At 34.4% G+C, this 21,597-nt stretch carries 21 protein-coding genes and 1 pseudogene; 7 read left to right on the top strand and 15 right to left on the bottom strand.

Going from position 1 to position 21,597, the window contains the following annotated elements; genetic code table 11:
* Nucleotides 1-2: 2 nt before the first annotated feature.
* The 9 genes from J2S17_RS26155 to J2S17_RS26195 form a co-directional block, all read right to left on the bottom strand.
* Nucleotides 3-3,356: a TrbL/VirB6 family protein gene (locus J2S17_RS26155; RefSeq protein ID WP_307479678.1), complete on the bottom strand. Its 3,354-nt coding sequence runs from the start codon at nucleotides 3,354-3,356 to the stop codon at nucleotides 3-5.
* Nucleotides 3,357-3,371: 15 nt separating this feature from the next.
* The gene (locus J2S17_RS26160; protein ID WP_370875131.1) at nucleotides 3,372-5,441 is read right to left on the bottom strand and encodes a VirB4 family type IV secretion system protein; all 2,070 of its coding nucleotides are present in this window, start codon (nucleotides 5,439-5,441) and stop codon (nucleotides 3,372-3,374) included.
* Nucleotides 5,398-6,285: a hypothetical protein gene (locus tag J2S17_RS26165; protein WP_307479683.1), complete on the bottom strand. Its 888-nt coding sequence runs from the start codon at nucleotides 6,283-6,285 to the stop codon at nucleotides 5,398-5,400. Before J2S17_RS26165 ends, J2S17_RS26160 begins: the two co-directional genes overlap by 44 nt.
* An 18-nt stretch (nucleotides 6,286-6,303) precedes the next feature.
* Entirely contained in the window at nucleotides 6,304-6,621 is a 318-nt protein-coding gene (locus J2S17_RS26170; protein ID WP_307479685.1) for a PrgI family protein, read from the bottom strand.
* Nucleotides 6,622-6,706: 85 nt separating this feature from the next.
* Nucleotides 6,707-7,081 carry a hypothetical protein gene (locus J2S17_RS26175; protein ID WP_307479688.1) on the bottom strand — a complete coding sequence of 125 codons (375 nt, stop codon included), beginning with the start codon at nucleotides 7,079-7,081 and terminating at the stop codon, nucleotides 6,707-6,709.
* Nucleotides 7,082-7,418: 337 nt separating this feature from the next.
* Nucleotides 7,419-8,672, bottom strand: a complete 1,254-nt coding sequence (locus J2S17_RS26180; RefSeq protein WP_307479690.1) for a DUF3854 domain-containing protein — start codon at nucleotides 8,670-8,672, stop codon at nucleotides 7,419-7,421.
* Nucleotides 8,673-8,689: 17 nt separating this feature from the next.
* On the bottom strand, nucleotides 8,690-8,986 hold the full coding sequence (locus J2S17_RS26185) for a DUF4258 domain-containing protein (RefSeq protein ID WP_307479692.1): 297 nt from the start codon (nucleotides 8,984-8,986) through the stop codon (nucleotides 8,690-8,692).
* A gap of 135 nt (nucleotides 8,987-9,121) precedes the next feature.
* Entirely contained in the window at nucleotides 9,122-10,600 is a 1,479-nt protein-coding gene (locus J2S17_RS26190; RefSeq protein WP_307479694.1) for a hypothetical protein, read from the bottom strand.
* Nucleotides 10,582-10,821, bottom strand: a complete 240-nt coding sequence (locus J2S17_RS26195) for a hypothetical protein (protein ID WP_307479697.1) — start codon at nucleotides 10,819-10,821, stop codon at nucleotides 10,582-10,584. The genes J2S17_RS26190 and J2S17_RS26195 overlap by 19 nt, the downstream gene beginning before the upstream one ends.
* Nucleotides 10,822-11,158: 337 nt before the next feature.
* On the opposite strand from J2S17_RS26195, the gene J2S17_RS26200 reads away from it, so the two are divergent.
* The 7 genes from J2S17_RS26200 (at nucleotide 11,159) to J2S17_RS26230 (ending at nucleotide 16,824) form a co-directional block, all read left to right on the top strand.
* Nucleotides 11,159-12,136 carry a Rad52/Rad22 family DNA repair protein gene (locus J2S17_RS26200; RefSeq protein WP_307479699.1) on the top strand — a complete coding sequence of 326 codons (978 nt, stop codon included), beginning with the start codon at nucleotides 11,159-11,161 and terminating at the stop codon, nucleotides 12,134-12,136.
* 84 nt (nucleotides 12,137-12,220) lie between these two features.
* Complete coding sequence (gene dnaN / locus J2S17_RS26205; RefSeq protein ID WP_307479701.1) at nucleotides 12,221-13,321, top strand: DNA polymerase III subunit beta; 1,101 nt, start codon at nucleotides 12,221-12,223, stop codon at nucleotides 13,319-13,321.
* 28 nt (nucleotides 13,322-13,349) lie between these two features.
* A complete protein-coding gene (locus J2S17_RS26210; protein ID WP_307479704.1) occupies nucleotides 13,350-13,676 on the top strand; it encodes a hypothetical protein in 327 nt (108 codons plus the stop codon).
* Between the two features lie 8 nt (nucleotides 13,677-13,684).
* A complete protein-coding gene (locus J2S17_RS26215) occupies nucleotides 13,685-14,206 on the top strand; it encodes a hypothetical protein (RefSeq protein WP_307479706.1) in 522 nt (173 codons plus the stop codon).
* Nucleotides 14,207-14,210: 4 nt separating this feature from the next.
* On the top strand, nucleotides 14,211-14,918 hold the full coding sequence (locus J2S17_RS26220) for a hypothetical protein (RefSeq protein ID WP_307479709.1): 708 nt from the start codon (nucleotides 14,211-14,213) through the stop codon (nucleotides 14,916-14,918).
* A gap of 23 nt (nucleotides 14,919-14,941) precedes the next feature.
* A complete protein-coding gene (locus J2S17_RS26225; protein ID WP_307479712.1) occupies nucleotides 14,942-15,958 on the top strand; it encodes a hypothetical protein in 1,017 nt (338 codons plus the stop codon).
* Nucleotides 15,955-16,824 (top strand): ThiF family adenylyltransferase, encoded by an 870-nt coding sequence (locus J2S17_RS26230; RefSeq protein WP_307479714.1) that lies wholly within the window; start codon nucleotides 15,955-15,957, stop codon nucleotides 16,822-16,824. The genes J2S17_RS26225 and J2S17_RS26230 overlap by 4 nt, the downstream gene beginning before the upstream one ends.
* A gap of 247 nt (nucleotides 16,825-17,071) precedes the next feature.
* Here the strand turns inward: J2S17_RS26230 and J2S17_RS26235 are convergent, their stop codons facing one another.
* From J2S17_RS26235 to J2S17_RS28985, 6 genes and pseudogenes are all read right to left on the bottom strand, one after another.
* Entirely contained in the window at nucleotides 17,072-18,025 is a 954-nt protein-coding gene (locus J2S17_RS26235) for a hypothetical protein (RefSeq protein ID WP_307479716.1), read from the bottom strand.
* A 167-nt stretch (nucleotides 18,026-18,192) separates the two neighbouring features.
* Nucleotides 18,193-19,050: a hypothetical protein gene (locus J2S17_RS26240; protein ID WP_307479719.1), complete on the bottom strand. Its 858-nt coding sequence runs from the start codon at nucleotides 19,048-19,050 to the stop codon at nucleotides 18,193-18,195.
* Nucleotides 19,037-19,750, bottom strand: coding sequence for a hypothetical protein (locus tag J2S17_RS26245; protein WP_307479721.1), 714 nt, complete (start codon nucleotides 19,748-19,750; stop codon nucleotides 19,037-19,039). Before J2S17_RS26245 ends, J2S17_RS26240 begins: the two co-directional genes overlap by 14 nt.
* On the bottom strand, nucleotides 19,740-20,342 hold the full coding sequence (locus J2S17_RS26250; RefSeq protein WP_307479722.1) for a hypothetical protein: 603 nt from the start codon (nucleotides 20,340-20,342) through the stop codon (nucleotides 19,740-19,742). Before J2S17_RS26250 ends, J2S17_RS26245 begins: the two co-directional genes overlap by 11 nt.
* A gap of 82 nt (nucleotides 20,343-20,424) precedes the next feature.
* Nucleotides 20,425-21,303, bottom strand: a complete 879-nt coding sequence (locus J2S17_RS26255) for a site-specific integrase (RefSeq protein WP_307479724.1) — start codon at nucleotides 21,301-21,303, stop codon at nucleotides 20,425-20,427.
* A gap of 78 nt (nucleotides 21,304-21,381) precedes the next feature.
* A pseudogene (locus J2S17_RS28985) lies at nucleotides 21,382-21,507 on the bottom strand (JAB domain-containing protein); the annotation flags it as partial.
* Nucleotides 21,508-21,597: the final 90 nt, after the last annotated feature.

Here is a 21,597-nt window from a genome sequence, read left to right on the forward strand (position 1 = left end):
AATCACCCCAACAATCCTTGTTTTCTACGTACAAGATCAATCTGTTTCCTTTTGTTTAACCCTCGATTTATCCTTAGGGTATCCCTGGATGTTATTAACTCACTAATTGATTCAGCTGAGTAATACGGCGTCGTAGGGGTCTGATTGTAATCTGTATAAGTACTCATGTTAGGTGTACCGTTCGTACTATTAATAGCGATTGAAGAGCCAGCCGTTGGAGATAAAGGTTTCAATTGTTTTCTATCTACCTTTACAGGTATTTGAATCGTCTCATCATTTTGTAGTCTACTATCACCAGAGAAAATAGGAGATAGTCTGTATGTCACACCTTCCTTGCTACCTGTTACAAACTGACGATCTTTCTCCATCACAACTTGGAAATTTTCCATGCCGCTATCTACCATATCCTCAATGTGAAATTGCCCGGCATCTACACTTTGACTATAGGACGGTACATTTGGCTTAGAAATTGGGCTATGCCTTCCTCTTAAGCTTGGGTTACCTAATAATTCATTTGGATTGGATGATAGATTCATTGGTGTAGGTACTCTACCGCCTCCGCTATCTAATCTATATGTGGATGGAGCACCACTACTAGACGAGCGAGCTATCAGTGAATCTCCTTGCATATCAAGATCTTGATAAACAACATCCCCACTTCTAAGTCCACTATGCCCAGCTGATTTTCTCGATACAATTTGGCTGTCACCACTTTTGGTACGTACTTCTACATACGATTCATTGGGTGTAAATACTTGTCTGATTGCGCCAGGTGCAATCATTTTATTTCCGTGATCATCTGTTACTGTTTGAGCCATCTGAATAACTTCGGAAGGCGATTTAATTTCGTTTTGTACTTGATTTGCAAACGGGGAATGTCTAGATGCAAGAGATTTAGCTCCTTGGTAAGCTTTTGCCCCAAATAACATTCCAGCTGAATAGCCAGCGACGTTTTGAAAATTTTGTTGTGCTTGTACTGCTCCGCCACTTTGCTCAGCTATTGAATCAAAAGTTGATCTTAATCCATCTGTAGCTGCCTGCCTTACTCCGCTCATCGTTGTAAGAAGGCCGGATTCACCAAATTGTGAATTAACAGCCATTGAAGCATTTGCTTGTGAAGCACCCGTGCTTAATGCACTTCCTAGCTTCTTAGTACTGTTAACAAAACCCGGTATGCCTGAGCCTGCTGCTAAATAACTACCACTCTTCTTACCAAGGTCCTGCATTCTTTCCATTGAACCCGCAAAACCGTTTGAAAAAGTGGCATTATCAGCGGTTTTGGCGCTATCTGTGTACATCTTAAGATTATCGCTGTGTAATGAAGGCATTTTTTCTTTCCACATGTTAGCTGCAGTTGCTTGTGATACTCCATTTGCGGTTTGTGCGGCTATAAACTCATTTTTCATATCCTGTGTTTTCATGTTAGCCATTCTACCAGCGAGAAAAGCAGTATTTGGTTTACCGGAACTTTGTAATAATGAAGCTCCTTGTACATGGTTAACTGCGTCATTGCCGGCGGCACTAATACTATTTACATTTCCCACTTCAGGAATATCTTTAATTGCAGAGGAAAGTCTACTGTTGAATTCTTTTTTTGATATTGGTTCATTAGGATCGCCACTCAAACTAGATGCAACACTGTTTCCTCTGTCCATGAATGCATTCTTCATTTGTTCCTTTTTACTTGTAAAGGCAGTCATTGCTCTTGCAGTATAATCCTCATTACTTTCTCCGGCTTTTTGAGGATTCTGAGTAGCATAATTTGATAAAAATTTGTCCTTATTATCATGAGCCCATTGATTAGCCATAGCATCAGACGAAGCATTAATCATAGTTGAAGGGTTGGTGAAACCTTCACTCTCTTTATTTGCAGAACCATAAATTGATTTTGCTTTATTATAAAAACCAGTTCTTTTGGAAGCAGCGATTTGGCTAAATTTATTTTCTAACTCACCTTTTGACGCATTAGGGTGTAATTCTTTTAGTCTAGCCATTTCTGCATCTTTATTTTGATTTGCCCAAGACAGTGTTTCCGAATCTGCAACTGCGTTAGCAAAGTTTTCATCAAATCCTGCACCGTTCTTTCCAATTCCACCACTTTTGAAAGCATCCAGCCCTTTTCTATTGCGAGCTAAGATTCCTTGGTGAGCGGACGAACCAACCCTCCCAGCTAATCCACCTATTGCACCACCAGCAGCCGAACCAGCTGTTGCGCCCATAATGGAGGCTACTGGTCCCATTGGTGAACCTGCTACTGCACCTGCCATACCAGCAACTGCTTTTCCGAAACGACTTGTAATGTCACCAGCTTTGAGCATTTTTTCAGCATTAGATGTTGTTCCTTTATCAGAACCTGCCATTGCTCCCATTGTTTTAGTACCCTCTTCTTGGCCGTTCCCTTTTCCTTGAATTCTATCTTTGGCACCAGAGTACATACCCTTAATAGCACCAGATACACTTTTGTCACCAATTGCACCTTTAACAGAACCATACATCCCTGCTAAAGCCCCCATGCCAAGCATGGCCCCTGCTTTTGAAAGTCCACCTTGCATATCTCCACCCATTCCTAATAATTTTCGAACCGCCTCAGAAATAGGGATAAAGATAAGGTATACGATAACGGTTTCAACGAACCCGTCGCTTGTGGAAGATAATGTAGCAACTGTCCAAAAAACGAATGCATGTATAGACTGTACAAAAATAGAACCAATGAGTTCTTTTAACCAAGAGGATGTGATCGGTTTAAACTGTGGGTGAAGCCAGAAAACCATCATTAGAGGCCCCATGCCCATCAAAATGATCAAAGTAACTTTCCTCATCATGTAGTAGAAGTTAGCCCAAATCATGAGTCCAAAAAGGATTAATTGAATGAATATGTAACCCATTACTCCAGATACGTCTTCAGTTGTCTCTTCTTTGATTTTGTCCAAACTACTTTCATAAGCCCCGTTAAACATCTTAATTATTCCGTCATTAATTGTAAAAAGTAAGTCGTATAAAATAGGTAAGTTGACTAGTACGATTCCAACAAGAAGTAAATCTTTGAAAAACTCTATCAATTCATTTCTTCGATGAGGATTTATTGGAGCACCAGCAATTCTCATACCATAAATAACGATGAAAGCGACTATGAAAAACCCAGAAAGTGTAAACATGGAATAATATACCGGGTTTAGGGCATCATTTAAGTCTGATGCCTTAAATGTTGACCATACTAGTTTCCCGTCATCATTCATACCGAATACCAAGTCTTTTAATTGTGACAGTCCAGTAAAAGGTTCTATTAAGCTATCAAATAGAAATTTTATTAGGCTCTCAAATATCTCTATAATCTTCTCAGCAGCTGCACCTAACAATTTTTACCCTCCCTTCTAATAGAGCATTTGTTGGGTAAATGCATTTTTTTGTCTTCTTTCAGCAAGAACCGCATCATTGCTTTCGATAAATTCTAGTTCCTCTGTAGATGGGTCTGTTTGTAGCCAGACGGAAGAACGTCCAACCCTGAAAATACCTTCACCCTTATCTGGATTCTCAAAAAGTTTACTGATTTCTCCTTGCGATAGATCAAAGTTTTCATTTATCAGTTTTAAATCAATCTTGTTTTGTTTAAGAAAGAAAAATGTGTGTGTATTTTGAAGCACGCCGCGAGCTTTTTTTGATTCAAGAATGCGTACAAAGTCTTGTGAAGCAATACGAAAGCCACCATTTCTTTTCCTAATGCGCCTGGCTACTTTTTCTGCAAAAGTAACAGTTTGCTCAGAGTCAATCATTGTCCAAAATTCATCACATAAAACAATCTTTCGTTTTAGTGCGTTATCTACATTTTTAACAAAGTACTCCCATATGTAGTTGAGGATGACGTGATATGCAATTGGTCTCAAGAAGCCTTCTTCCATTTGAGAAATATCGAAGTTTACTAATTTCGCTGTGTGTAGGTCACCAGTCACTGATTTTCCTAGATAAGTTTGGCCATCAAATATTGGTTTGGATCCATCTCGTAGAAATGGTCGGATGGCAGCTATCAATCTTTCTGCATTATATTCATTTGAATAATTAGAAACTAAGTAGTTATATACGTCGGATATGGTAGGTTCGGGCTTCCTGACCTTTGATTGAACAATTTGTCCATTTACTTCTTTAGGTTTTTCTTCAAAGAGTGACGAGGGGTGTGTGGTATATCCTAACTTTTTATACTGATGATTAAGGGCTTCTTCACAATAATTGCTTTCAAAGACTGTGAGACCTTCACCCTCTTGATTTTTACCTCGACATAAAATATCAAAAAAGTCTAAAGCTTCATTAATTTTTTCTTTAATTGGAACAAAAGATATATATGTTTTCCCATCCTTCTCAAATACTTCTCTTTGGTCCGAGTCTTCTAAAAACTCAAGTTCTTCATCGTTATCCTCGAGAGGAATGTTCGTTACATTAAGGGCTAATGGGTTGATGATTATTTTACTTTCTTCTGATAATCCTAGACTTATCCCACCTAGCCTTTTTACAATTCTTTTATTTTCACCTTCAACATCAATTATTCGGGTAGAAACCGATAATCCAGTAGTTTCTCTAGCAAGTAATAGTTTTACAGCTATACTTTTCCCGGAACCACTAACACCAAAAATGGCCATGTTGTAGTTGTCAGGTTTATTTTCAGGAGTACCAAATGCATTATAGAATTCCTTTTGACCGGTAATTAGATTACGCCCTATGGGTATACCACCGTTGAATTTCCCGCTGCCTGAGATGAATGGTGCAAATGTTGCTAATGAACGTCTGTCAATGTTTCTAAGACTATCTTTAATTTCATTTGAAGCTAAAGGAGTTATTGAGCGAATTCCCTTTTTGACTCTGCCCCATGTTGATGCTAGTTTAATGAATTTCGAACCCATTTCATCTTCAATTTTTTCAAAATACTTATCTAGCTCTCTTTCTGAATTAGCGTATAGATTACCTAGTACACCAACATGATAGGCATCATTTTCACTGAATTGCAGTTCTTCCATTAAAACTTCTGTATCAACAATTTTCGTTTGTAAATCCAGGACTTGATCTTGGTTACCTCTTTTGATCTGGAATGACAGATTTGATTTAAGAATTGTATTTTGTTTTTGTAACATCCTGATAGCATCATTTTTTGGTATATTGTGAACATCAATCATAATGTCTATTTCTCCGCTGCTAGTGAGCGCACTAAGCCAATCTGTTTGCATTTTACGAGGGTACCCATCTCTAGGTATATAAAAAGGTCTGAAGTATGTTTTCGAACTTAATGATTGTTTAACTATTCCGTAATCATCACTTGTTATTTTTATACCATCAGGTGAAATGACATCCCATAATGTGGGAATCATATTAATTGCAAGATCATCTTCATTTATGGGTGTTTCAATAACTTCTTCAACTTGTCTTTTCTTTTTTAGCTTCTTCTTTAACACTTTCAATTTCCCCCTTCACTTTAGCTATATGGGTAGCCGTCTGATCTGCGGTTACGTATAAAGCAAGTTGTTCTTTATCTTCAATATCATTAAATCGATTTTTTACTGCTTTTCTCCGATTAAATGCATAATATAGGACTTCTCCTATTCCTTCTGTCGTTAACATCTGGACATCCATATTTGCCTTTCTTAATTGAGATTTTGCAGTCATTAATCGACGGTACAATTCGTTGAAAGCTTTATCTATAATTTTTTCTTCTAGCTCTTCCTCATCTTCTGCTCTAATATCTTTTAAATCGATTTTATAATCCCAAATCAAGAACTTTTTTGTTTCAAATCTTGGTTGTGACCTTTGCCAAATTTCAAGGTCTTGTATCATTTGTTTTCCATATTGATATGCTAACTCCGGCAATTCCTCATCATCGTCCATGGTCTTCTCAATCTCTTTAATAGGATCCGTTAAGTCAACAAATCTATTTTGAAGATATATTCTAAAATTATAGTTAGCTTGAGCACACCATGTTTCAAATACTGCATCAATGGCTCCTTGCTCAGTGTCATCCAGAAGATAATAATTTACAGGATCTACCTCAGCCATAATTGAAAAAGTATTATCATTATGCCTAATCATGTGATTTTCTATTGAATGAATGTTTGGAAATAATTTTCTAAACGCGGCTGCTTCTTCTTCAGAGTCATCATCAACCTGTTTTTGTTGTTTGGGTTTAAAATGTTGCTGATTCTTTTTAGTGTTTTTTTCTTTCCAAGGTAGTATAGGCTCTTTCAATATGATCCTGGACACAACATATAGAATGAGTGAAACAGAAACCAAAAATAATATGTCCTTCATTAAAGGTCCTCCTTTTAACTAATCGCCTTTTCTCCAATTACCGTACTGAGTTTTTCTCTGAAACTTGATATAGTAGTAAAAGTCACGGTTCATATGTTCTTTTTTGGTAAACCCAAGAAAGATAACAATCGCGACTACTGGACTAGCAAATATCAAACATGTAACAGCTGCTGCTAGCCAGCCAAAAACAACAGATAGTAATTTGAACATCCCAGGAATATATGAATATAAAAGTAGACCGCCAACGGCTAAATATACTGCGTGTCTTTTTGATAAAACACCTAATATTTCTTTTTGTTCACTAGACATGTCTGTTGGAACTTTAGATATGCGCAAGATGAGTCACCCTTTTCGTAGTTAAAATAAATACCTTCTTTTATAAAAAAGAAGGTATTATGTAGAAAATGAAGGAGTAAGTAAGCTATGCTGCTCCACCTAATCCAGTAGCCCATCCAGCAATATCGTAGGCTTTAAAAATGATATAGGCACCAACAAGAGTTAAGGATAATTTAATGAAACCTTCAGTGCGCTTCTGAGGGTTCCCCCCACTACCAGCCAGTGTCATTCCACCCCATACCAACATTCCTACAATCCAGAAGCCACCAAGAGCCATGACGAAGAATACAACCCCATTTAGATCATTGTATACGCCATTCATATTCCCCGTTTTAGAGATACCTGATTTCTTTAATGCATCCGATACATTGGCGCCAGCCGCTGCAGGTTCGGATAAGAGTGCTACTCCAATAATCAGGATAACCAATGACATTGAAATAACTTTAATCCACTTGTTCATGTGTACACCTCCGATAAAATTTTGATAATTCCTTTGGGGTTTTACAAAAAAAATACCCCACTCTATACACGAGGTACATGCTATAAAAGCATGAATCATGTATAGAGTGGGGTATTCCCAGTAATGTTATATTAAATTTGTTTGGAGTAGAATTATGATTATATCTTAACCAAAATAAGAATAATAGGCAAGTAGACATTGGTAATTTTACATAAGTTAGAAGTTAATATCCAGTAAAATGAGGTGAAATACCCATGAAAGTATTAGTAGGAATATAAAAGGATAAAGAAATAGGTATTATCCTGTTCCCTTATCCTTAATAAATTTCATTTTACAGCTAGTTAATTAATGGTTTTATTTTTGGCGATTTTCTTTGTATGAAAATATCATCAATTCCTTTGCCGTCTTTAATATTCCAAAGCACAAGGTTCACATGATAGTTTTGTTTGTGTAATTCAACAGCCATCTCTTTTATGAAATAGGCTACCTTAGGGTTTTGCATGGCATCCATATCAAAAGCAAGGTTCACATTCTTAACTCCCATGTTTTCTAATACGGGTAATGCTGTCCTCCAAACATTAACCCCTGCAGTGGCAATAATAGTGTCACCAAGATCTTTAAGTTCATTATTACTATAAACTCTATGGATATGTTCCACTGCAATATCTGCTTTTAATGCCCCTTCAGTAATCCAAACTGCATTTGTTTTTAAAATTTCTCCTTTATTCCAGTTTTTCAACTTATGTGTTGGAATGGCTACATGGATAGGCATTGGATCCCCAGCACCTGTACCGTTTTCTTTATTAGCAGAAGATAGCCAAAAATATCTTTTCCCTTTTACCAATGTCAATGTACCTGTTTTATTTTCATGATGGACTAATTGAGTTTTTTTAAGTTCGAGGCGTTTTTCATCAATAATTTCTCCATCTACAAGAATTTGTACTAGGTTTGGCTGTTCTTTGACGCGCGCCTGAAGACCAGATATAGATCCAGGATCAATTTTTAAATCGTTAGGAGGATTATCAATTCTTATTTGAAAGCCGATTACTTTGTTAAACTCATTTCTATATGGAATGAGTATACCTTCCCTTCCTGCTAACGACCATCCGAACTTGTTTTCATAAAAACCAGGAGTTCCAGAAAAAGAATCTACTTTCAAGAGTGCCTTCAGTTTTCTTGCTTTTTCCCAAGGTCTTACAGGAAAGGATTTGTATCCTCTGCACTCGATTTCAATATCAGACATTTCTCTTTTGGGGCCGCTTAGATGAGAGTAATGGTTATCTGTTAAGCTTAATATCTCAAGAAGGCTGCTATAAATAGAGTCCAGTTCATTAGGATCTAGTTTCTTTTGTCCACTTATAAAATCTCCATAGGTAGCGTCTTCTGATGGTTTGATAGCTCTTTTATTGTTTAGTTTATGTATCCATGATGGGAATCTTTTGGAGAATTGAACCTCACTATTTACTCGAATGCAAACTACTGTATCTCCTTTTCCATTGATTAGACATCCACCTGTATTTTGGCAGATTGGACATACCTCTCGATAGTATTCAAACCAATCTTTCATATTTGTCCTTCGTAAATTACCCAATTTACTTCATCCTTTCTTTATATGACTCTTCTATACTTTTTAGATATAGGAGGCATGATTGTAATAATGAGTAAATATTGATGAATAGAATGTTTTCCTACAATGACAACCATTGGGTAACCATCATCGTCTACTCCTTCAATTACATATCGAATCTGATTTTTAATGAACTGTTTGCTTGTTATTGCGCCGGACATAATACATGAAATAATATCCCGTTTATAGTAACCGCGGCTAAACATCTTTTCTTTTGCATGACTACTAATTCTCATTTTGTTCGTTAACAGTGATTTCTTAATTATTTTGATATTCATAGCAAAATCCTCCTCTTTTTTATAAATAAAAAAGCGGTCTTGGACATTGATATGTTTAGTAACAAATCAATGGTCCAAAGACCGCTTTATTCTTCACAGCACACTTAAAAGTGGCAAAAGTAGTTAACGAAAATCTTATGTTTTAATCCTATCATTTCTTTTAAAAAGCTTCAATGTTTTCTTCAAGAGTGACTCTTCCTGCGGTATAGGGCTAGTCACATCAAAAGAAGCACCTAATAAATGTTTTCCGATTAAAATAAATGATGGATCAAGAATCTCCTCTATGCCTTTTGTAAAATACAATGGCTTCGTTTCATAATAATTTCTTTTAGTTTCTTTATGGAGCGACGGCAAAAGTGAAAGCAATGGTAGTGATAATTCTTTGGCCAACCTTTCCGATTGGGAAAATTCATGTGATTGATTAAAAATAAGATAAAGATCACACGTGAAATTCTGCTGGATGTCCAATAAATAATGTTTCCATGCTGTGTTTTCTTGATAAGCATCATCGACTATAACCCATAGTTCATCGATAAAATTTAGACTATTAGTTGTGTGCAGCTCCATTTTTCCAGTAGGAAAATCTACAAGTGTAATATCCACAATATCGGGCGTAGTCATATAGGTCTCTAATGTGTTTTGGTTCCAATCTAGTTTGTAATCATCATCATCAAGTGGGAAAAATAGTGCATTCTTATAAATCCATTCGGTTTGGCTTGATAAACCATCTTGATGAATGGCTTTAGCAAAGCTATTCCAACGTGGCGGTTGGTTAGTATATCTTTTTAGCCAATCTTTCATGGTATGCTGCTCTGTCAAACCTTCAAGTACTGTAGTATAGATTCTGTTCTTCGCTAGAAAAAAAGCAAAAGAAAGAGTAAATGTGGTCACTCCGGTTCTATGCAGCGGAGACCAAACACCAATGGTCTTATGTCCTTCCCATTTTTGACGAATGAATACCTTTTTCTGAATATCTCTGGAGCGTTTACTAAGTAGCTCACTAGCTCCGGGTTCTTCTGAAATTATTACTTCTTCCTTTTCAGTGATGGGATCTGGAGATGGCTGCTTATTACCTTTTATTTGCTGATTATCCTGGTTGACTTCGTTCTTTTCATGTACTTCAGTAATTATTAAATCCATTAGTTCTTTATTCTTTATGGGTTCTTGGATTCTTTGATAATCATTTGGATTATAATCAATTTCTTGATGCTCTTGTTTTTCCTCTTCCCTTTGGACTTCAAAAATTTCCGCTATAAAATTCCTAGTGTATGAAGGTGCATTAGTAGGGTAATTAGGTTTTTTTAAGAATTTGATAGCATCTTTAAAGGTTGAAAATCCTTCCATGAAATAACCCTCTGTATATTTTGAGTAGGAACTAGGATTAATCCACATGATAAATGATTTAGAAAACCTCTTAGTTATCTGGTATTCAATAAGAGTTTGTTCTGTATCACATATCATTAACTTTGGGGTCTTAGGTAGTCTGGATAGAATGTCTTCATTTTTTTGGATGATTTCTACTTTAAAGGAAAGCTTGTTCAACGGTTCAGAGAAGTACTTTTCAATAACCTCTCTATCAATAGTTGTTAGGTAGATTAGACAGGTCTTTTCCATTTCATTAAATTCTCCTTTTGATATGTTTCCAGAAAGTGATTTATTCGAACTTTGAAAGCCTTGGTGAATGGCGCTCGACCATTGATTACACTTTCAAAATAAACGGGGTTGTAACCCAGCATTTCGGCCAATTCGTATTGTTTTAATCCCAGCTGACGAATTAATAAAAGCACCCTTTCTTGGTCGGAAGTGATCTGTATTTCATCTAAATTGGTTATCATTTTAATCCTCCTGAAAACAAAAAGCCCATACTCTTTGAACAGAGTATGGGCAGTATGTGCCGTGAATATTTATTGGTAATTATTAATAATATATCATATTCATGGTAAAAAAGAGAATACTCTATATTTCTATTTTTAAATTAATCAGTTATAATATCGGTATATCTCTTTCTTTTAAATTATTTGCGATCTTTCAATGATCTGCGGTGAACCAATAAAAAAAGCCTTTGGGCATTTGCTTGTATCAGAATTCATTCTGTAACAGACAAATACGCCCAAAGGCTTTTTTGTTGTCTAAAAAGAGATAAATAAAAAACCTTGGGAAAGGATGTTAAGTATGGATTGTAGTAAGAGTAGTAAAGAGTTATTGGAGGCTTTGGCAGTACCATTCGAAACAAAAGACATTGAATGGAGAGTCCAATCCGCATCTAGAAAGAATAATGTAACTAAAGTGCTAGTAGTGCCTTACCTTAATTCAAGAGCAGTTATGAATCGGTTAGATGATGTTTGTGGTGCTTATTGGCAATCAAATTTTGAAAAAATCATCGTTGGTCAACAAGAGGCATTCCAATGCAGATTATCTATTAAAGTGGAAAACGAATGGATTTCCAGATTGGATGCAGCGGAAGTGAGTGATATGGAAAGTGTCAAAGGTGGCCATTCTAATTCACTTAAAAGAGCAGCTGTTCAGTGGGGAATTGGTCGTTACTTATATGATCTCCCAAAATACTGGGTCGAGCTTAAATCATCAGGTCAACATAGAGTATATGGAAAGTTTAAAATCAATAATCAACAAGAGCAATTACAAGGTTACTTTGATGCTCCAAATTTATATCAAATGAATAATAGTAGTGGAAAAACGAATACACAATTTCGAGAGGGAGCACAAAAACCAAGTCAAAAAGAGCATCCAAACACACAGCAGCCTACAAAAAGGAATAAGGACAAACTTAATGAGGATGAACGAAGAAATAGTTGTATCGGATTTATTAAGAACTATACAAATGTTTTAGGTCTTTCGGACGATTATCTCAAAAGAATTGCTAAAAAGGCTTTAGGGAGCGATATTCCGTATGAAAAGGCAAACCTAGAAGATTTGAAAAAGTTATTTAATGTATTGCATCCTGTGTTTAAGTTCGTCCAAACTTGCAATCAATTTAATCAAGATCCAATAAATATGTTGTATTATGCTCAAATTCCGTTGAAAAAGGAATTGAATAATATTAATCAATTATATTTTGAATTGGATTTGAACAAGTGTCAGGAAACTATCGAATATATAAAAACAGACATGGAGCAACAACAAGCAGTCTGATTTAAGTGAAAAAGAACACGATTGAGATGGGTTCTCTCTTCTTATCGTGTTTTTGTTTTGAATAAAAAATAGGAGTGGAAACTAATGAATTTTACTATTAGCTCAAAAAGTTTAGATAAAGTAAATAAAAAAATAGAGAAGGTATTAAAGGCAAAGAGTGCCCTTTCTATTTATGAAAATGTTTTAGTAAGAGCAGAAGAACAAGCAGTGTATTTTACTGTAAGTGATGGAAATGAAAGTATAGTCCATCGACTTCTAGCCGTTGAAAATGAGCTTACGGTTAAGTCTATCGGTGCAGCCGTCTTATCACAGGAATGCTTAAGCTTGATGAAAAACTTAAAAGGCGATATTTCCTTAGAAGTTATGGAGAAGGTTGTAAAAGTGACACAACAAAAAACAGAAGTAACTTTTGCGGTTCTAGATGCAGAGGATTTTCCAATGATTCAGCAAGAAAAAAATACAAAAGCGATTACGTTAAGTGGAAAAGAGTTTGAGAATATCGTCAAGAAAACGAATATTTCAGCTTCTGATAAGGATTCGCGTCCTATTTTAACTGGAATTCATATGTTTTTCAGCGAGCACGGTAATGTATTCACTTCTACTGACAGTCATAGACTAAGCCAAATTAAACAGGGCTCTTTTGGAGAAGAACTTACAATCGTAGTTCCAGCTAAAATACTATCAAATATGGTTTCAGTGTTTGATTTAGATGAATCTGTAATGATATTTCCATCAGATAATCAGATTATCTTCTTCAATGGAAATACCTTTTATTACACTAGAAAACTCGAAGGTACCTATCCTAAAGTAGATCAATTAATTCCTCAAGAGTTTAGTTCTAATTTAGTAGTAGATAAAGAGGAATTCTATCAAGCAGTTGATTTGATCAGTATGCTGGGTGGTAAAGAAAAAGCATTCTTACTCAAGATCAATGGTTTATTTCTTAAGGTGTCAGCTGGTGCTGAAACATCAAAAGGAAATAAAGAAATTGCCTTTGACACTTATGATGGACCAGAAAACTTAGAAGTAAAGTTATCTGGTAAATTTGTGTGTTCAGCCATTAAAGAAATGGATTCTAAAAAAATATTAATTGGTTTTAATGGACCTGAAAAACCAGTTGTCATTCGACCAATGTCAGAAAATAACACTGAAATACAATTAGTACTTCCAATAAGGATAAAATAGCAAATTATATAGATGAGGTGATGAAATAATGAAGGATTTGTTCAATCGACTTGAGGGTTTAATAGGAAAAAGTAGTCTGGCAGTACCTGACAACAACTTTGGTACTACCTATGTCAATATGATTATTCAAAAACAACTGTCTGTGATAGATATCGATTTCGATGCTTTTACTTATGAAGATATTGAGGAAGTTGCTGAGTCTCTTGAAGATTGTATTACTGATGAGAACGAAGATGAAGAAATATCACTAGATCCTACTCATCACTATACAAGAATGTATGTTATAGGACATACGGTTTCAAGATTAGCAAACTTGAAAAACATCAAAAGAGATACGACTTATCAATTTATTTGAGGTGAATCATGGAAACAAGAGAAGACATATACAACGTACAATACACATTAAATGAGTTATATCTTTTAAAAATAGCTTATGAAATTAAAATCAATATGCAGATTTTTGATGATGTATTTTCAAATATCAATAGTAATTTTGGTTTCAGTTCAGAATCAGCGATTTTTAATACCGTAGTAGAACAACTATTTTGTATAGTTGAGTGTTTGGATGAATATCCACATCATGACCTAGAGAAAGAAGTTAATGGGAATAAGGAATATTGGCTAAACTTAGCAAACAATCATTGTGAAGTAGACCATTCAGGTACCGGTCTAATAGTTATCTTGGACGATAGAATAGCTCCTTTTGAGACTAGAAGTTTTGGTGGTTACTATAATCCTAATAATTGGTATATGGCATATGGGGAAATTTTTAGCATAGACAAAGGTCTAATAATCGCTTATTCAGAACAAGATGGTCCACTCAATTATATTGAAATCCTAAATATATTGGTATTTGATTTAGGGTTTTGGAATGTGGGAGCGTGAAAAAATGGAAATTCATTTTAAGTTATCAAATTGTCCAAGCAATATCATGTACCCAGTGACAATTTATCAAAAGTGTGAAAATGGTATAAGTAAAGCATCTGTTCAAGTCACAATAGATGAATTAATAAATACTCTTCAAGATAAACCGACTAATCTATTAAATGCGGATGATTCAAGAACTCAAGAAAAAAGTACACCTGCCCTCCCTTTCGGTACCATTCGTTACTCGGCTACTGATTCAAAGGATGTAGAAAGAGTAACAATGGTTATTCCTAAAAAAATATGGGAAATTCGCTATGGGGATAAGAATGACCATTTCTATTCTATTGGGTTCCCAAAAATGGTTGCGCAATATAAATGTATAAATACGCAAAAGTCTAAAGTTATTCAAGAAATGAGACTCTATGCAGTAAGTGGAAATGGCCCAATAAATGACGATACTGATTTGTACTCATTCCCTTATCCTAATGTTGGTAAATCCAATGGAATTGTTTGTTGGGGACAAAATCAACGATTAGAGTTAGAGAGTTTAGTAGATTTAGAGAAGTCTTTTTATTGGTTTGTTTCGGCGCCATTTAATGAAGACTACGGAGTGAGAACTAGCTTAGAAATTCATAATTTTAGAATGCTTATTGAGACTATTGAAGGACAGCGGTTTAATGATCAATGGCTGCTTCCGTTGAATATGAAATATAAGGATCTTTTTAACTAATTACAAAATAGGAGGAAAATAAAATGTCTAATAATCAAACTGATATTTTTTCAATGTTTAACTTGGTAGATGAGTATGCTGAAGAAAAAAGAAAGCAAGAGGAAGCGGAAAAAAAGAAGAAACAAGTGGAAGCGGAAATACAGAAAAAAAAGGCAGAGGAAGAAAACGCTAAATTTATGGCAGACTTAAAAGAAAAATCTCGAGCAGCACAAGGATCTTCAAATAGTACTGCATCCGAACCTCCTAAAGAGACTGTGAAAGAGGATTTATTTGACATTAATGAGCAGACCATCATTCGACATTTTGGAGAATCAATTGAAATCACTTCTTATTTTTCTCCAGATGAGATTGCTGAAGGAATATTAGTTAATAAAAAAGGTGAGAAAGTGCGAGTACCAATCGAAAAGGACATGCTCAGAAAGAGAATGGAAAAGGAGTTTCCAGAGCTAGTAAAGGAACATACAGATGTAATCTATGAAAGAAAGAAAAACATCGTATTCTTACCAATGAAGGCAAAGAAAAAAGGTTGTAGTGAGGAGAATCTTTCAGTTGAAAGGTTCTCCATTAATCGAGTAGCTGCCAAAATTCCTTATGAACTTCTTGAAGAATTTGTTAGTGTGGCAAAAAAACTTGCTAATGAATCTTTAGAGATCCATGCCGATATTTATTACAATTTCCAAGAAGAAAAATTCTTCTTGGATTTTCCTTTTCAAAGGGTACATAAATATTGGGTTGAAGTCACTGAGAAAGTTGAATCTATAGTAGATAGAGTAGGTGATTCAGCAAAAGTAATGGAAATACATTCTCATCATAATATGCTAGCAATCCCTTCATCGTTAGATAATGAATCCGAACGCGTGCCAGGAATGGTATATGGGATTGTAGGTGAAGTTAATAATTTCTTTCCTGCCGTTATGACAAGAGTATTTGTATCAGAGGAGTATGGGCATCTTATAATTAATCCTAAAATGATTTTTGAAAGTCCTTTTTGTAATGTTGGAGGAATCGATATTAATAGGATAGAGGTTGGACAAAAATGACTATTAACATACTTGAAAAACAAAGTAGAAGTGAAAATGAATATAACGGGCTTTATCCATTCATCTTACAGTTGGGAGTTGGTGGTACCGGATCTTACTTGGTACAGCATATTGCTCAACTCTTAGGTACTTCAAAAAAAAGAGCTGCATATGTTATTGCAGATCCGGACACTATAGAAGAAAAAAACCTTGGGAACCAGCTCTTTCTAAGCCAAGAAGTTGGGTTAAAAAAAGCAGATGTATTGGCTAATCGATATTCAGGCGCGTATGGGCTTGATATAGGATTTTATAGTGACTCATATATAGAATGTATAGAGAAACTAAAAAGTCTGTTCTCGATGGAGTATATAGACTCTAGTGTCGGTTACAAGTCGCTAGTATTGCCTATAATAATCGGATGTGTGGATAATAATTTTACTAGAAAGTTATTACATGAGTTTTTTCTTGAAAATAATTGTATATATATTGATGCGGGTATAGAAAGTGTTACTTTACCTAATGTATACCTTAATAGAAATCAATCAGAGTGGACGAAAGAAGAGCAGCTAGCTTATCAAAATAGTGGCTGGAGCGGACAAGTTGTAACAGGATTGAACTTGAACTTGTTTAAACAAAACCCTGTAGCATATGAATATCCAGATATTTTAGAGGATGATGATGAAATTAGACCAAGCGAGTTGTCATGTACTGAATTGTCAGCGTCAGAACCTCAGCGGATTCAAGTAAATAAGTTTGCAGCAATGACAATTATGAATGTATTAAATGAGGTGGTTATTGAAAATACTATTTCTACACATAAAACTGTTTTTCATGTGAGAAAGGGATATATGCGAAGCACAGGTGTTGAAAATCAACTATTGAGTTGAGAAAATAAAAATAAAAGCTGAGTAACCCTGTTTACTCAGCTTAGCTTTATATTTTGTTGCTAATCCCACATTTAGGTATTATTCCTATGTTGTTTTTTAAGAAATGACTATTTTTTAATTCCCCCTAAGCATTACTCCAAGAAAAGTAATAAATTTTAACAAGAAACTCGTAATAACAATCCTTCTTATTACTAATTTTTCACTTATAAACTACATTATTTTTCGATTAGAAATTGGTTGGAAATACCTATTCCCATCCCCAGTAATGGTCTTCTCCACCATTAGAATTTTCCTTTGTATCTGTAAGTGTTTCGCTATGTTCATTTTCCTTATTAGTTGTTGCCGGAGGTATTACATCCACTTGTTCATTTTCTTCTTTAGATTTTACAATAGGTTTTTCATTTTGAACTTCCTTTGTCTGCTGGCTATTATCAGGACTTTTATTTGAAGAAGCTGTTTGATTTTTTTGTAAGTATGTAGTGTGAGGGTTATTAACCTTGTCTTTTACTTGATTCTTTGTATTATGGGTTTTGTTCTCTAGTTCTTGAATTTGTTTTTGTGTGGCCAATATTTCTTTTTCTATTAAATGATCAACTTTTGACAACCTTTCGGCAAGTTCAGTTTTAATTAATGGATTTTTTACTTGTTCAATTAATGATTTCGACCTTTTAAGGAGTTCCTTAGTGGGATTTTTTTCTACATGCTCTAAGCTTATGGTTGCTTGGGATATAGAATTGAATTGATTTTGTGCTACCTTAAAAGATTTCAATAAGGAATCGTGTAGTCTACTGCTTTTCGATTTAATATTATCAATTCGTGTTTTAACTTCATCTAACTCTCTTTCATCTACCCCATCATTCAATATATTATTGTAAGTTAAAGCCTCAACAGCAAATTTAGTATCCAACATATAGCGAACATCATTGAGCTTACTCTTTAGCTCACCCTGTGGATCTTCTACTTCATTTACCAACTTTTCAGCATCATTCACTTGTTCTTCAGTTAACCCGTCAGATATTGAGCATTGATCATCATTATATAAATTCATAACAGCCTGATCAGCTTTAGCATAATTCTCTTTCCTTAACATCTCTTCTCTTTCAGCTTCACGTGCCTGCACATGGTTGTTATATACAAATGAACATGTGCAAATTAATAAGGCTGCTAGAAAAATGGAGCTGATAATCACTTTTTTATTCACTTTAAACACCCCTGTGTAGTGGAAATTACCCATGATAGTAATATCGTACTTTTTACTATTTTTTAAATATAAATAGCTACGAATATATCGAAAAACACTAAGATAAATGTTTATTTTGTTAAAACAGGCCCGGACAAGTTAAACAGCTCCAAGGTAGTTGGTATATATTAGGCATTCTGAGGAATAACTACATTCAATTCACTAGCGCTATAATAACGAATTTGTAAAGTAGATAACACATCCTGTGGAAGTCGCTTATGTACTTTTTGGATGATCCCCTGCTTCTCTTCCTCAAGAATTGTATTGGACAGTGTAAACTGAATTAAATAAAAAAAAGAATCATTATCTTGCGGTATACTGGATAATTGAATAGAGCCAATCCATTTGGAAACGGAATTTTGAGAAGATGACCAGTTGTATAAATCCCAAAATTCTTGTTCTTCTGTAATAAACTCAGCTTGCATATAAACCTGTGGGTTTAGAAAATCTAAATCCATAGGATCCCCTAGTAAAAATTGATGTTCACTAGTTTCATTAAATCCAGAATACCTAGGATCTTCAATAACTGCCTTATAGCAACCATAGATAGAAATATCTTTCCTAATTTGTTTTACCAAGTCAAATACATCACTAAATACTTGGATTAATTCAAAGCTTACTTGATGGCCAACATCAGTTTTATACCAATCTTCTACTGAATTACTATAAGTTTGTTCTAAAAGTATTGGTAGTTCATTTCTAATGATCCCGGGGTTCACAGTCCATATTTTTTCACCAAGTTCCATTTGATCATCTTCAAGAATGGTTTTCATTATAAAGTAACCTTGGAAGAACTGTGATTTGATTAGTTTTTCAGAACTAACCTCCACTAACAATTTTTGTTCATCATTCTTTGTGAAATTCATTAGTTTCTTTCCATAAAAATGTATAAGGTACTGAATTTCATTTTGGAAATCGATATCATTATTAAATTTCTCAAGCAAATGGTTATACACAGTGTTATAAGTGGTATCAATTTGGCTCATACTTACTCTCCTCTTGTCGGTATTCCATAAATGAAGATACTTCATAAGGTGCTGCTGGGCTATCATCAAGTAGCTTCCAAACATCCCCGTCTTTTTTAATTACCGTAATTGAAAATATTTCCTCATTATCGCGTGTCGTATATTTACGATAAAAAGTTGCCTCTCCAACTCTATCTTGATAATTCAATTCGGTAATTACATACGATTCAATGGGTTCCCTCAATTGTCCAATATAAAGTTCTTGAAGTATTTCAACTGCTTCTAATTGGTTATCATAAATTTTTGGTAATTTTTCTTTGTATTCAGCATGTGCATGCTGCAGAATATGGTCCAAATATTCTTTGGGTTCAATTTTTTCTGAGTGATATAAATAAAACAGATTCCCTAAATACTGACTTAGTTCTTCTGGGTCCTTATATTCATCTTTTCCAGCTGGTATGGACGATTTTAGTTCTTGTTGTTTGTCTAATTTATTTTTAGATAAAGCAGTATGTGCATCTTTAGAGTTCATATTATCTATAGCTTTTTGTTGTTCAGGGTTTATTAGATTAGTCTCCTCGTTTTTCACAACACTATTTTTTGAGTTTTCCAGCTCTACTTCTTGTATCTTCTCGTCAACCTTAGAGGACATACACCCTGGAAGAATATGCAGAGTTAACGAAATGGCTATTACAAGTTTAAAAGGGTGTTTAGTAAGCATAATTAGCCCTCTCATCTTCCCATTCACTGATTAATAATTTTATAGAGTCTTTCTCTTTATTTGGCAGCATATAACTTAACTCCATAATTTCCTCGATAGATCTATTAAGTTGAATTGCTTTAAATAATATAGGACTAAACGGGATTATTCTAAAATAGCCTCCTTGTAATAAATCGATTTGAAATTGTTCTTTGAATAAGACTGAAAGTGTATATTGTTGCTCTATCCCTAAGGTAGTCTGGAGCATTACACCATTTCTAGCTTTCATACCAAATAGACTGATCCACAGTAAATATGTATTAATTCGCAAGTGTTTCGGATTTAGGTAAGTTACTAGATCATTCATAAGCCACTCCTTTAATATTCTTTCTAACATAATGGATGGCCGTATCTCACATTGATGATTCTGTTGATCGTAATATAGGTTTGAATTCAATTGGTATCTATCAATATAGTCTAATAATACTCGTTCCTTTCTTTCTTCTATCGTAAAGGACAGGCTTCTTCCGTCTTTTGATGAGAGAATATTTGGTTGTGTGATTAAACATGCAATAATAATGTCTTCTAGCCATTTCACTTGATTTTCATTCAAAAGTAATTTCCCTCCAATCAAAATAAAAAACCCCACAACGAAAGAAATTAATCTTTTTGTTGTGGGGTACGCCCATTCAAAGTTAAATTATGTTATTTTCATTATATTCTACTGTTTTAATACGTTCAAGAGATTCTTGAATAGATTGTGCTGCAGTCTGTATTGTAATACCCATTATCTTTCTTATATCCTCTATGGTTTTATTCTCTTCTTCATAGAGATACTTTATATAAGCTAATCTAACATGCTCTGAACGAAAATTCATACCCAAGGCTTCTTTGAGTTGATTTACAAATTCTTTGGTCGAGCCGAATTGCAATGGGACATACTCCCCTTCCTTTTTTGAAGACATTAGAAAAGGAGTACCTCGCTCATTGGCTCTTGCTATACAAGCATTAATGATATTTTTTTCATCATTTTGGAAAATGAGAACTTGTTTCAAATTATTCTTTTTATGAATTGTAATCTCTGAAGTGTACTCACTGAAGTGAATGTTATCTGTAGTTATTTTGACTAAGTCCCTCAATCTGACACCTTTAATATAGAAAAGGAAAAGTAATTTAGAATAAAGCAATAGACTCGGAGAATTTATGATATCATTTTTTTTAACCAATAGATCCTTATAATTTATTATAATTTCCTCTTTAAAGTACTTTTCTGGAATATCGGGGACATATTTGGCCATGAAATCATTAAGAACTTTGCCTATTCTCCACATATAGTCAAACCATAACTTAATCATATGGATTTTTCTATTTAGTGTTGATGGTTTTATACCTTCTTTTCTTTCAAACTCAATAAATTCTTTTACATCTTTTGGTAGAATTTCTGAAGGTTCTACACTCTTTTTATGCTTCTTATCTATAAAACTCAGCATTTTATTAATTAACTTTACTTCTACATAGGTTGTATTGGGACTTATTCCCTTAGATAGACGGTGTTCCTCATAACCAAAAGGCATTGTTAATTCCCCCTTCCAGAAGAAACAATTTTGTGGTTTTATTTTACTTTAAAATATGACAAATGAATATAAAAGTTTTCAATCTATGACTCCACATGCTCTTAAACTTGTATATTCATCATTATAGGAAACTATTATATGATCAATTAATTCTATACCCATTATCTTACCTACTCTTGCAAGCCTTCTTGTTATAATTATATTGGATAGGCTACACTTAGTTAGACAGAATTTTTAAGGTCAAGTAGACTACATATAATACTTTCAAGGAGAATCTACATGACTAAAAGAGAA

The organism is Cytobacillus purgationiresistens (assembly GCF_030813235.1).
GTDB classification, from domain to species: Bacteria; Bacillota; Bacilli; order Bacillales; family Cytobacillaceae; genus Cytobacillus; species Cytobacillus purgationiresistens.